Below are 12,615 nucleotides of genomic sequence, written 5' to 3'. Positions count from 1 at the left end.
GCTCACGCCAGCACCTCCGCCCGGGTCAGCACACCGCGGTCGAGCCGGAAGTGGTCGCGGGCCCGTCGCGCGATCGCCGGATCGTGCGTGATCGTCACCAGCGCGGCCCCCGTGCCCGTCGCCACCTCGTCGATCAGCTCCATCACGCTCTGCCCCGTGTCGAGGTCGAGGGCGCCGGTGGGCTCGTCGGCGAGGATGAGCTGCGGCCCGCGCACGAGCGAGCGCGCGATGGCCACCCGCTGCTGTTCGCCGCCGGAGAGCCGGTCGGGCAGGCTGTCGACCCGGTGCCCGAGCCCCACCTGCTCGAGCATCGCCGCGGCGAGCGCCCGGCGGCGCCAGAACTGCCGCCCCTCGGCGTAGAGCAGCGGCATGGCCACGTTCTCCAGCGCCGTGCGGCCGGGCAGCAGGTTGAACTGCTGGAAGATGAACCCGATCCGCGCCCCGCGCACGCGGTCGCGCGCCGCCCCCGAGTACGACTTCACGGGCTTGCCGTCGAAGCTCAGCAGCCCGCTCGTGGGCACGTCGAGCAGGCCCATCAGGTTGAGCAGGGTCGACTTCCCCGATCCGGAGCGCCCGACGATCGAGATGCGGTCGCCCGCTTCGACGGAGAGATCGACGCCGTTCAGGATGGTGAGGGCCGGCTGATCCGGCGGAAGCACCGTGCGGGTCACGTCCTCCAGCTGCAGCAGGCTCACGCGCAGACCATCGAGCCGTCGGGGAACGTGGTGCAGCCGTCCGAGCCGGGAGCGCCGGGCGGCACGGCGAGCGCGCCGGGGGCGAACTGCAGGATCTCCTCGCCCTCGGCGAGGCCTCCGGTCACCTCCACCTGGCTGCCGTCGCTGAGGCCGAGGCCCACCGCGCGCTCCTCGGTCGCGCCATCCGCGGTGCTCACCCACACGGTGCCACTCTGCGCCGCGCCGCGCACGGCCGTGGTGGGCACCACGAGCACGTTCTCGGCCTTGCCGCCGGCGATCGTCATCTCGGCCGCGAGGCCCGAGAACACCGTGACCCCGTCGGGCACCGGGCAGCTGACGGTCGTGGTGGAGCCGCCCGATCCGGTGCCGCCGGTCGTGCCGAGACCGGATGCGCCGCCGTCCGTGCCGCCGCCGCCACCCGATCCGCCGTCGCTGCCGGGCAACGGCGTCACGATCCGCAGGCCCGTGCAGGTGAACGGCGCGGGACCGGCGGTGATGGCGATCGACGCCTCGGTGGGCTGGTCGATCAGCCGGTACTGCTGCTCGGGCAGCAGCGATCCCGACACCGAGAAGGTGGGTGGCGCGACCTGGCCCGCCACCATGCCGATGGTCACGTCCTGGCCCGCGATCACGCCGAGGGCGCTGAGGGTTCCGGATGCGGGCGCCAGCACCTGCTCGTACCGGAAGATCGCCGGCAGCGGTTTGCCCTCGGCATCCACCGACTCCGCCGGATCGCGCACGATCTCGACCTTCACGTCGAACACCACGTCCCCGGCAGCCACCGGGGCGCCCTGCGCCACGAAGATCTCGTCGACCGTCCCGGCCGCCGTCGACTTCACCGGGATGGCGGGATCGGCCGAGACGGTCGCCTTGACCAGCACGTCGTTCACGATCGTGCCGAGCGTCGCGGCGGTGCGCGGTTCGACGATCTCGCCGGTCGGCACGGCCGGGTCGGCCTCCACCGCCTGGTCGGGGAAGAACGCCAGTTTGCCGAGAGCGACCGCGATCACCGCGATGATGACGATCCTGACGATCGGGAACACCCATTTCCGGACGACGCCCACGTGACTCCTCAGGATCTCGACGACAGGGGTGGAACCACTCTGGCAGACCGGCCGCCGGTGCTCGCCGGGGCTGCGCCGAGGCGCTCCCGCTATGATCGGCGGCCGTTCTAGACTCGGATGATGCAGCAGGATGCGGGCCGCGGCTTCACCGTGCGGCGCACCGTCGAGGCCGACTGGCCCGAGGTGCGGGCGCTGCGGCTGGAGATGCTGGCCGACACCCCCATCGCCTACCTCGAGACGCGCGCGCAGGCGCTGCGCCGCCCGGAGGCGCAGTGGCGGGCGTGGGCGCGCGACGGATCGTCGCAGGCCTCGATCACGGTGGTGGCGATCACCGACGAGGGGCGCTGGGTGGCGACCATGATGTCGAAGGTGCCGCTCGGCGCATCCGGGGCCTACCTCTACGGCGTGTACGTGGCGCCCTCGCACCGCGGGCGGGCGATCGGGGTGACGGATGCTCTGCTCGGCACGATCGAGGAGTGGGCGGCCACCCGGGGCGGCACGCTGAGTCTCGAGGTGAACGAGGACAACGCGCGCGCCGTGGCGGCGTACCGCTCCCGCGGTTTCGTGGAGACGGGCGTGACCCGCCCCTACCCGCTCGACCCCGCCCAGCGCGAGCTGGAGATGCGCAAGCCGCTCCCCACTCGCTGAGGGGTTGTGCGGGCAGGGAGCCGCTACGCGAGGCGCGCGGCCGCGTAGGCCGCGAGCGCGTCGCGCACGAAGGCGCCTCCGGTGAGGCCGCCGTAGTGCGCGGCGAACCGCTCGTCGGCGGCGTAGAGGTCGCCGAGGCCCACGAAGTAGTCCTTCGCGGGGCCTCCCGTGGGGGCGGCGGGGGTGCCGGGCACGCCGGCCAGCCAGTCGTACTGGCGCTGCGCCAGCGCCTGCGCCTCGTCGCCCGCGGGGTCGCTGCCGCGCGCGGCCGCCTCCCGCCAGTCACGCTGCAGAGCCGCCAGGCGATCCGTCCACCGGGCCTTCTCGGCCGGCGACTTCGCCCGCCACCAGGCGTCGCTCGACGCGTAGGCGTCGGCGCCCCATCGCTCGGTCACCTCCTCGCGGTGGGCGGTGTGGTCGAAGCCGTCGAACATGGTGTCTGCCATCAGATCATCACCTCCTTCCATCGTCTCGATCGTGTGCTGCACCGAGGCGATCTGCCTCCCGAGCCGGTGCTGCTCCGCACGGAGCAGCTCGAGGTGCCGGCGGAGCGCGGCCGGGACATCCGTGCTGTTCTCGAGCACCTCGGCGATCGCGGGCACTCCGAGGCCGAGCTCGCGCAGCAGCAGCACGCGCTGCAACCGCACGAGCGCGGCCTGGTCGTAGTAGCGGTAGCCGTTGGCGCCGACTCTGACGGGTTCCACGAGCCCGAGCTGCGCGTAGTGCCGCAGCGTTCGGCTGGTGACGCCGGTCAGCCGGGCCACTTCCTGGATCGGCCAGTCTCTTGTGGTGTGCATCTTCTCCTCCACAGGTGAGACTACGAGTTGACGCTGCGTCAATGTCAAGGCCCGCGCATCGGCTCGTAGTAACGTCGATCGAAAGCGCAGCACCGACGGATTCAGGAGAGCGCCATGGTACGCATCGGATCGAGCGACCTCGAGGTCTTCCCCCTGTCGCTCGGCGGCAACGTGTTCGGCTGGACGGCCGACCGCGAGACCTCGTTCGACATCCTCGACGCCCACGCGGCCGGTGGCGGGAACTTCATCGACACCGCCGACACCTACATGGCCAGCGCGCCCGGCAACGTCGGTGGCGAGTCGGAGACCATCCTCGGCGAGTGGTTCACCAGCCGGGGGTCGCGCGACGCGACCGTGATCGCCACGAAGGTGGCGAAGCATCCGCAGTTCACGGGTCTGTCGGCCTCGAACATCGCCGCTGCCGCGGACGCCTCGCTCGGCCGCCTGCAGACCGACCGCATCGACCTCTACTACGCACACGCCGAAGACCCCGAGACCCCGCTCGAAGAGACCGCCGCCGCCTTCGACGAGCTCGTGCGGGCCGGCAAGGTGCGCTACCTCGGCCTGTCGAACTTCTCGCCCGAGAACGTCGAGCGCTACCTCCAGATCGCCGACGCCAACGGCTTCGCGCGCCCGGTCGCCCTGCAGCCGCACTACAACCTGGTGCACCGCAACGAGGTCGAAGACCACCTGGCGCCGATCGCGGTGCGCGAGAACCTCGGCATCATGCCGTACTTCGCGCTGGCGAGCGGGTTCCTCACGGGCAAGTACCGTTCGAAGAGCGACCTGGAAGGCAGCACACGGGCGTCGTCGGCGTCGAAGTACGTCAGCCCGCAGGGGCTCGCCATCATCGATGCGCTCGACGAGATCGGCCGTGCCCACGGTGTCTCGATCGCCACCACCGCGCTCGCCTGGCTGGTCGCCAAGCCGGGCGTCACGGCGCCGATCGCCAGCGCCAGCCGGCTCGACCAGGTCGCCGATCTCCTCGCGGTGGGCACGACACAGCTGAGCGCCGACGAGGTGTCCCGGCTCGACGAGGTCTCCGCCTGGAATCCGGGCGGCACGGCATGACACCCGCCTTCCGGCGGAGCAAGAAGGTCGAGCCCACCCCGGCGGCTCCGGATGCCGCGGGGGCGGTGGCCTCGAGGCGCGCGTTCCTGAAGGCCGCCGCCGTCGGTGCGGCGGGAGCCGCAGCGGGCGGCGTGGCCGGCGCGGCCATCGGCGCGGGCGTCTACGCCCAGGAGTCCTCGCTCGACTTCGCGCCCGAGACGCCCGAGGCGGAGCCCGGCTTCGAGCACCTCGTCGTGGTGATGTACGAGAACCGCTCCTTCGACAACCTGCTCGGCTGGCTCTACACGAGCGAAGAGCTGAAGAACGGCCAGAGTTTCGAAGGGCTGCACCAGGGCGACCACTCGAACCCGGTTCCCGGTACCGACGAGGTGATCAAGGCGCACGCCTACACCGGGTCGACCGACGAGATCATGGGCAGCCCCAACCCCGATCCGGGCGAGGAGTACTCGCACGTGAACACGCAGCTGTTCCAGAAGGTCGACCCCGAGAGCAACAGCGACCTGCACGCCAACGGCCTGCAGTATCCCTACAACGCGCCCGGTCCGAACGAGAGCCCCACGATGAAGGGCTTCGTGGAGGACTACATCATCAACTACAAGCGCATCACGAAGAACAAGAAGGAGCCCTCGCGCAAGGAGTACGAGCTGGCGATGGGCGGCTTCACGCCCGACATGCTGCCCGTGTTCAGCACGCTCGCCAAGAACTTCGCGGTGTACGACCACTGGTTCAGCGCCGTGCCCTCGCAGACCTTCTGCAACCGCGTCTTTTTCCACGCCTCCACCTCGCACGGCTACGTCACGAACAAGGGCGACGGCGGCTACGACAAGTGGCTCGACGCCGCGAACGACGCCCCCACCATCTTCAACCGCCTCGAGGAGGCCGGCCTCTCCTGGCGGGTCTACTACGACGCCGCCCAGCTGGTGTCGATGACGGGGGTGCTGCACGCGCCGGTGCTCGAGCCGTACTGGAAGACGAACTTCCGGGTGATGGAGCAGTTCTACGACGACGTGGCGAACGGCGACCTGCCCGACTACTGCTTCATCGAGCCGCGGATGATCTACAACCACAACGACATGCATCCGCCGCACGGCACGCTCCGCGAGAGCGACGACGTGACCGACGACGGCGATGTCGTGATCGATGGCGCGGTGTCGGATGCACGCGCCGGCGATGCGCTGCTGCACGCCATCTACTCGGCGGTGCGCTCCAGCGACAGCCCCACCGGCTCGAACGCGATGAACACCATGCTGCTGGTGACCTTCGACGAGCACGGCGGCACCTACGACCACGTGCCGCCGCCCTCGGCCACGCCACCCCGCACGGGTGAGGCCGGCGAGATGGACTTCACGTTCGACCGCTTCGGCTGCCGGGTGCCGGCCATCGCGATCTCGGCCTACACCGCGAAGAACACCATCATCACCGAGCAGATGGACCACGGATCGGTGATCTCCACACTCACCAAGCTGCACGGGCTCAAGCCGCTCACGCACCGCGACGTGAATTCGCGGGACATGTTCAACGCGGTGAACCTGAAGAAGCCGCGTCCGGCATCCGACTGGCCTCAGACGCTGCCGCAGTACACGCCGCCGAACCCCGAGGTGAGCTTCGACGCCACGTCGCAGGCCCAGCGGGCGAAGCCGATCAGCAATCCCGCGAAGGGCCTGCTGGGTCTGGTCATCGCCAAGTACGGGGTGAAGGGCGAGCCCGAACCCGACACCTACGGCGAGGCCTACGCCGCGCTGATGGAGACGCAGAACGTCAACGGTCAGCTGTTCGGCACGCTCGACTCGATCGACGGCACTCCGACGCCGAAGGCCACTCCCGATCCGTCGCACTCCCCGACGCCCGGCGCCTGAGGGCCCTGCTCAGCACTCCGGAACGTTGACGGCGAGGCCTCCGCGGGAGGTCTCGCGGTACTTGTCGCTCATGTCGGCGCCGGTCTGGCGCATCGTCTCCACCACCTGGTCGAAGCTCACGTGGTGGGCGCCGTCGCCGCTGACCGCGAGCTTGGCCGCCGTGATGGCGGTGACCGCGGCCACGCCGTTGCGCTCGATGCACGGGATCTGCACGAGCCCGCCGATCGGGTCGCAGGTGAGGCCGAGGTGGTGCTCCATCGCGACCTCGGCCGCGTTCTCGACCTGGGCGGGGTTCGCGTCAAGAAGTGCGGCGAGTCCAGCGGCGGCCATCGCCGAGGCGGATCCGACCTCGCCCTGGCAGCCGACGTCCGCACCGGAGATGGAGGCGCGCTGCTTGATGATGCCCCCGATGGCCGCGGCCGTGAGCAGGTAGATCTCGACATCGCGGAGGGCCTCCGCCGACTCGAAGGCCCCCGGATGGCGGCGACCGAGGGCGTGATAGAGCACGGCCGGCACGATGCCCGCGGCACCGTTGGTCGGGGCGGTCACCACGCGGTTTCCCGCGGCGTTCTCTTCGTTGACGGCCATCGCCGCGATCGTGGCCCACTCGGGCGAGTTCCCGGCCCCGTCGGCCGCGAGCGCCTGCGCCAGCCGGGCCGCGCGCCGCGGAACCCGCAGCCCGCCCGGCAGCTCGCCCTCGGCCGACAGCCCGGCCTCGATGCACTCGCGCATCACCGACCAGATGCGGTGCAGGCCCTCGCGCACCCCGTCGGCGCCCTCCGGATGCCGCGCCGCTTCGTTCGCGAGCACGACCTCGGCCACGCTCAGCCCGCTCTCCCGGCACACCGCGAGCAGCTCGGCGCCCGACGCGAACGGATGCAGCGCCGTCCGCCCGCCCGCGGGTGACACCGCGGCGGGCTGCGCCGTGGCGGGCGGCTCGACCGCTGATGGCACAGCGGCGGGCGACTGGTCGGCGCCCTCGCGCAGGATGAAGCCGCCGCCGATCGAGAAGAAGGTCGCCGCGTGCACGGTGTCGCCGAAGCGCGCCGAGAAGGCGATCTCGTTGGCGAAGCGGCCGCGCACGACCAGCGGATGCTTCGCGATGTCGACGGTGCCGAACCGGATGCCGGCCGCTGCCGAGCCGGCCAGCCGCAGGGGCGCGCCGGCCTCGATCTCGGCCACGCGCATCCGCCCCGCCTCCGGATCGATGGTCTCGGGTTCGCCGCGTTCCAGGCCCAGCAGAACGGCGCCGAAGGTGTTGTGCCCCTTGCCGGTGGCGGCCAGCGAGCCGAACACGTCGACGCTCAGCGCGTCGGGTGCGGCATCCGGATGCGCCGCCGCGCATTCCAGGGCGAACTCGCGTGCCGCCCGCATCGGCCCCACGGTGTGCGAACTGGAGGGCCCGATCCCGATCGAGAACAGCTCGAACACGCCCGCGATCCGCTCGCCGCCCGCAGCCCGGTGGGTGCCCGAGCCGACTCCGTCGTCGACGGCGGAGGTGAGCGCGGCAGGGTGGGACGACGACGTCATCCCACCAACCTAACTCGCGCGCATCCGCTGCCCCGGGCATCCGCCCGCACACGCAAGAACTCCTCGCGATCCGTCGATTTCGGCCCTGAAAATCGAGATTCAGGGCCAAAATCGACGGGTCGCGAGGAGGTCGCGAGGGGGGACGTGACGGGGCGGGCTAGGCGCCGACGAGCTTCTCGGCGAGGTAGCCGGTGAGGCGGTCGAGCGAGATGCGCTCCTGGGCCATGGAGTCGCGCTCGCGCACCGTGACCGCGTTGTCTTCGAGGGAGTCGAAGTCGACCGTGATGCAGAACGGGGTGCCGATCTCGTCCTGCCGGCGGTAGCGGCGGCCGATGGCGCCGGCGTCGTCGAAGTCGACGTTCCAGTTCTTGCGCAGGTCGGCGGCCAGCTTCTTGGCCAGCGGCGAGAGCGCCTCGTTCCGCGACAGCGGCAGCACGGCGGCCTTGACCGGCGACAGGCGCGGGTCGAGCTTCAGCACGGTGCGCTTGTCGACGCCGCCCTTGGTGTTGGGCGCCTCGTCTTCGTGGAACGCGTCGACCAGGAAGGCCATCAGCGAGCGGGTGAGGCCGGCCGCGGGCTCGATCACGTACGGCGTCCAGCGCTCGTTGGTGGTCTGGTCGAAGTACGACAGGTCGGTGCCGGAGGCCTTGGAGTGGGTGGTGAGGTCGAAGTCGCCGCGGTTCGCCACGCCCTCGAGCTCGCCGAAGGCCGATCCGGTGAACCCGAACTTGTACTCGATGTCGACGGTGCGCTTGGAGTAGTGCGAGAGCTTCTCGGCGGGGTGCTCGTAGAGGCGCAGGTTCTCGGGGTCGATGCCGAGGTCGATGTACCAGTTGAAGCGCTCGTCGATCCAGTACTGGTGCCACTGTTCGTCTTCACCGGGCTTCACGAAGAACTCCATCTCCATCTGCTCGAACTCGCGGGTGCGGAAGATGAAGTTGCCGGGTGTGATCTCGTTGCGGAAGCTCTTGCCGATCTGGCCGATGCCGAACGGCGGCTTCTGCCGCGAGCTGTTCAGCACCGCGTTGAAGTCGACGAAGATGCCCTGCGCGGTCTCGGGGCGCAGGTACGCCAGTCCCGACTCGTCGTCGACGACGCCGAGGTAGGTCTTGAGCAGCCCAGAGAACTGGCGCGGCTCGGTCCACGAACCGGGCTGGCCGGTCTCGGGGTCGCGGATGTCGGCGAGCCCGTTGACCGGCGGATGCCCGTGCTTCTCCTCGTACTGCTCGAGCAGGTGGTCGGCACGGTAGCGCTTGTGCGTGTGCAGCGACTCCACCAGCGGGTCGCTGAAGACCTCGACGTGGCCGGAGGCCTCCCACACGGTGCGCGGCAGGATGACGGCGGAGTCGAGCCCGACGACGTTGTCGCGGGACTGCACCATCGCCTTCCACCACTGGCGCTTGATGTTCTCTTTGAGCTCCACGCCGAGGGGCCCGTAGTCCCACGCCGACCTGGTGCCGCCGTAGATCTCTCCCGTCGGGAAGACGAAGCCGCGGCGTTTGGCCAGGGCGATGACGGAATCGAGACGGGATGCAGGCATGGTGTGATCTCCGGTTGTTCCGCGCGGCCGGCTGCTCGTGCGGGATCAGCCACAACTCTACCGGGGCGGGCCGAAGCGCTCAGACGTGGTCGGTGCTCAGACGCCCTTCAGCCGGCCGGTGTGAGGATGGCGGCAGACCCGGTCGACACCGGCCCGCACGGAGCAGGAGGGGAATGGACGCGCCCACCTGGCTGCTCGCCGTCCGTATCGACCACGGCCCCGTGATCTGGGCCATCCGCCTGATCGCCGTCGCCCTCGTGCTGGTGCTCGTCATCCGCCGCCCCACCCGTCGCTGGCTGCTCACCGCTCCGCTCGCCCTGCTCGGCGGCGCGCTGCTGGCCCTCGCCGCCACCTGGCTGCTGCAAGACGTGCTCGACGTCTTCGACGCGCCGATGGAGCGGGACGTGCGCCTGTGGATCGCCGCGACCGGGGCGGCCGTCGGCCTCGCGATCGCGAACCTGTGGCTCTCCCGGTGGTGGCGCAAGCTCGTGGCCGTGCTCGCGATCGCCGTGTTCGCGCTCTGCGGCGCGCTCGGCATCGCCTCGGCCTCCGGCATCGCGAAGAACGTCGGCGACCTGCTGGACATGCCCGTCGAGCAGCCGCTGAACGTCTCGTCGCTCGCGCCGCACTCCACGAACCCGCCCGGCGCACTCGCGGCATCCTGGACCGCCCCGCCCGGCATGCCCACCGCCGGCACCGAGGGCACGGTGACCATCCCGGCCACCGCCTCGGGCTTCCCCGCCCGCGACGCGATCGTCTACCTCCCTCCCGCCGCGCAGCTGCCGAATGCGCCGGCGCTGCCCGTGGTGGTGTTCATGAGCGGCCAGCCGGGAGCGCCCGACGTCTCCGACATCGGCGCGAGCCTGGATGCCTTCGCCGCCGAGCACGGCGGGCTCGCGCCGATCGTGGTGTCGGTCGACCAGCTAGGCGGGGACGGCGACGACAATCCGCTCTGCATCGACGGCTACGAGGGGAACGCGCAGACCTACGTCAACGTCGACGTGCCCGCTTACATCGAGAAGACCTTCGACGTGCTGCCGGGCCCGGCGGACTGGACGATCGCGGGCTTCTCGAACGGCGGGGGTTGCGCCATCCGCTTCGCCGCCGCGTTCCCCGGGCTCTGGGGGAACGTGATCGACATCGCCGGCGAGCTCGGCCCCGACCTCGGCAGCCCCGAGGAGACGATCGACGAGGGCTTCGGCGGCGACGCCACGGCCTACGACAATGCGCAGGCCGGTGCGATGCTGGCCGCCGGAGCGCCTTTTCCCGACACGGTCGCGATCTTCGCCGACGGAACCGAGGACGAGCCCTTCCTCTCCGCCTCCCGCAGCGTCTCGGCGGCGGCCGCGGCCGCGGGCATGCGCACCTCGCTGTTCATCTCCCCCGGCACCGGGCACGACGTCGACACCATCGCCTACGGCTTCGATCACGCCTTCCCTCTGCTCTATCCGCGCTGGGGGCTCGCATCGACGGGCTGAATCGGCCCACATCGGGTAGCTTTCATGCCATGGGGACGCGCGGGATGACAGGACACCTCGGATGACAGGCCACCAAAGATGACGCCGAACGAGATCTCCATCACCAACCTGCCGCTGGCCGGCATCGGGCTGGCCATCCTCGCCGCCGCCCTGCTGGCGATCGGCAACGAGCTGCAGTCACGCGGGGTGGCGAAGGTGCAGGCGCGCTCGGGGGCGGATGCGGCGCTCGGCGCCCGGCAGTTCACGCGCCTCCTGCGCAACCGCATCTGGCTGCTCGGCAGCCTCGCGTTCGCCCTGTCGATCATCGTGCAGCTGGCCAGCCTCTCGCTCGCGCCGCTGATCGTGGTGCAGCCCGTCGGCGTCACCGCGCTCGTGTTCGCGGCGCTGCTGACGGCGATCCTCACCCGGCACCGGCCCTCGCGGAGGGTGGCGCGCGCCATCCTGGTGAGCATCGTCGGGGTGGGCGTGTTCGTCACGGTGGCGGCGATCGTGGCCGAACAGCATCCGATCCAGGAGACGCAGCTGGTCGCCATCCTGATCGTGCTCGCCGTGGTGCTGGTGCTGCTGGGCGGGGTGTTCGTGCTCTCCCGGGTGCGCGATCGTCCGGTGCATCCGATGGTCTACGTTCTCGCCGGCGGGCTGCTCACGGGTTTCGTGGCGACGCTCGGCAAGACCGTCATCCTGCGCGTGCAGACGGTGCTGAGCACGGAGTTCCACTTCGACGCCGCGACCGTGCTCACGCTGTTCTGCGTGCTGGGCATCCTGGTGGCCGGCGGGCTCTCGGTCTACTTCGTGCAGGTGGCGCACGCGTCGAACAACCCCGAGCTCGTGGTGGCAGGGCTCACCGTGATCGACCCCGTGGTGGCGGTCGCGCTCGGCATCACGATCCTCGGCGAGGCCGCGGGCGCCCCGATCTGGGCGGTGATCGCGTTCGTGCTGGCCGGTGCGGTGGCGGTGGCCGGCGTCTTCCTGCTCTCGGCCGCGCAGAACAAGGACGCGGTGGAGGCGTCCCCCGAACCTCACTGATCCAGCGGCAGCAGGATGCCCTTCCCCGTCGGGTCGGTCGCCAGGAACTCCTGCACGGCCGGGTCTTGGAACGCGGCGATGAGGTTCTTGATGTTCGGGGTGTCGAGGTAGTCGGTGCCCACGGTGAGCTGGCCGGCGAAGTCGTCGGGCGCGGTGGGGGCGAAGATCTGCTGCTCGATCGGGATGCCGGCGGCGAGGTAGTACTCGGTGTAGCCGACGGCCGCGTCGAGGTCGGGCAGCGCGCGCGACTGAGCGGCGAAGTCCAGCAGCACGAACTGCAGGTTCTTCGGATTCTCGGCGATGTCGTCCTGAGTCGCGTACGACTTGTCGATGCCGTCCTTCAGCGTGATCAGGCCGGCGTTCTCGAGGATCTGCAGGCCCTGCGCCTCGTTGGCCGGGTCGGAGTAGAGCGAGACCGTGCCGCCATCCGGAATCTGCGAGACGTCGGTGTACTTCTGCGACCACAGTCCGAAGCCCCAGCGGAAGACGGGCGTCGCCGCCGTCTCCTTGAAGTCGGGGTTGGCCTCGAGAACCTGGCTCAGCCAGAGCTTGTGCTGGTAGATGGTGCCGGCCACCTCGCCCGAGCTGACCGCGCTGTTCAGCGTGGTGCTGTCGGAGAGGCCGCGGAACTCGACCTTGATGCCGTACTTGGGAGCGACCTCCTCGGCCACGAACTCCACCAGCGCCTCTTCGGCCGCGTTGCCCTCGGCCGTGACGACGGTGAGGGTGGCACCCTCGACCTCGTTGGCCGAGGTGGAGGGGCTCACCAGCGGGATCGTGATGGCGGTGGCGACGCCGATCACCACGACCGCGCCGCCCACGATCCAGGGCCAGCGGCGGCGCTTCTTCAGCTCGAAGCCGTGGTCGGTCTCGGGCGAGGAGGAGGGAGGAGGGGTGGATGCGGACATGG

General features: G+C 70.5%; 11 protein-coding genes. 5 read left to right on the top strand and 6 right to left on the bottom strand.

What is annotated here, in order from left to right; genetic code table 11:
* Positions 1–2: 2 nt before the first annotated feature.
* The gene (locus tag ACN4JJ_RS00865) at positions 3–695 is read right to left on the bottom strand and encodes an ABC transporter ATP-binding protein (protein ID WP_440708016.1); all 693 of its coding nucleotides are present in this window, start codon (positions 693–695) and stop codon (positions 3–5) included.
* Entirely contained in the window at positions 692–1,759 is a 1,068-nt protein-coding gene (locus tag ACN4JJ_RS00860; RefSeq protein ID WP_440708015.1) for a permuted SH3 domain-containing protein, read from the bottom strand. Before ACN4JJ_RS00860 ends, ACN4JJ_RS00865 begins: the two co-directional genes overlap by 4 nt.
* Positions 1,760–1,879: 120 nt before the next feature.
* Here ACN4JJ_RS00860 and ACN4JJ_RS00855 point away from each other — a divergent pair, with 120 nt between their 5' ends.
* A complete protein-coding gene (locus ACN4JJ_RS00855) occupies positions 1,880–2,407 on the top strand; it encodes a GNAT family N-acetyltransferase (RefSeq protein WP_440708014.1) in 528 nt (175 codons plus the stop codon).
* 23 nt (positions 2,408–2,430) lie between these two features.
* Here the strand turns inward: ACN4JJ_RS00855 and ACN4JJ_RS00850 are convergent, their stop codons facing one another.
* Positions 2,431–3,204 carry a MerR family transcriptional regulator gene (locus ACN4JJ_RS00850; RefSeq protein ID WP_440708013.1) on the bottom strand — a complete coding sequence of 258 codons (774 nt, stop codon included), beginning with the start codon at positions 3,202–3,204 and terminating at the stop codon, positions 2,431–2,433.
* A 114-nt stretch (positions 3,205–3,318) separates the two neighbouring features.
* Here ACN4JJ_RS00850 and ACN4JJ_RS00845 point away from each other — a divergent pair, with 114 nt between their 5' ends.
* Positions 3,319–4,275: an aldo/keto reductase gene (locus tag ACN4JJ_RS00845; RefSeq protein ID WP_440708012.1), complete on the top strand. Its 957-nt coding sequence runs from the start codon at positions 3,319–3,321 to the stop codon at positions 4,273–4,275.
* Positions 4,272–6,131, top strand: coding sequence for an alkaline phosphatase family protein (locus ACN4JJ_RS00840; protein WP_440708011.1), 1,860 nt, complete (start codon positions 4,272–4,274; stop codon positions 6,129–6,131). The genes ACN4JJ_RS00845 and ACN4JJ_RS00840 overlap by 4 nt, the downstream gene beginning before the upstream one ends.
* Before the next feature lie 9 nt (positions 6,132–6,140).
* On the opposite strand, the gene ACN4JJ_RS00835 is transcribed toward ACN4JJ_RS00840, so the two are convergent.
* Positions 6,141–7,661, bottom strand: a complete 1,521-nt coding sequence (locus ACN4JJ_RS00835; RefSeq protein WP_440708010.1) for an L-serine ammonia-lyase — start codon at positions 7,659–7,661, stop codon at positions 6,141–6,143.
* A 157-nt stretch (positions 7,662–7,818) separates the two neighbouring features.
* On the bottom strand, positions 7,819–9,201 hold the full coding sequence (locus ACN4JJ_RS00830) for a glycine--tRNA ligase (protein WP_440708009.1): 1,383 nt from the start codon (positions 9,199–9,201) through the stop codon (positions 7,819–7,821).
* 173 nt (positions 9,202–9,374) lie between these two features.
* On the opposite strand from ACN4JJ_RS00830, the gene ACN4JJ_RS00825 reads away from it, so the two are divergent.
* On the top strand, positions 9,375–10,679 hold the full coding sequence (locus ACN4JJ_RS00825) for an alpha/beta hydrolase (RefSeq protein WP_440708008.1): 1,305 nt from the start codon (positions 9,375–9,377) through the stop codon (positions 10,677–10,679).
* Between the two features lie 78 nt (positions 10,680–10,757).
* Positions 10,758–11,705: a DMT family transporter gene (locus tag ACN4JJ_RS00820; protein ID WP_440708007.1), complete on the top strand. Its 948-nt coding sequence runs from the start codon at positions 10,758–10,760 to the stop codon at positions 11,703–11,705.
* Here the strand turns inward: ACN4JJ_RS00820 and ACN4JJ_RS00815 are convergent.
* Positions 11,699–12,613 carry a MetQ/NlpA family ABC transporter substrate-binding protein gene (locus tag ACN4JJ_RS00815; protein ID WP_440708006.1) on the bottom strand — a complete coding sequence of 305 codons (915 nt, stop codon included), beginning with the start codon at positions 12,611–12,613 and terminating at the stop codon, positions 11,699–11,701. The two genes, ACN4JJ_RS00820 and ACN4JJ_RS00815, sit on opposite strands and share 7 nt — an antisense overlap.
* Positions 12,614–12,615: the final 2 nt, after the last annotated feature.

The organism is Herbiconiux dendrobii, assembly GCF_052048175.1.
In the GTDB taxonomy this organism is placed as follows: domain Bacteria; phylum Actinomycetota; class Actinomycetes; order Actinomycetales; family Microbacteriaceae; genus Herbiconiux.
Note: the sequence above shows the minus strand (reverse complement) of the source record. Positions and strands in the feature narration are given on the sequence as shown.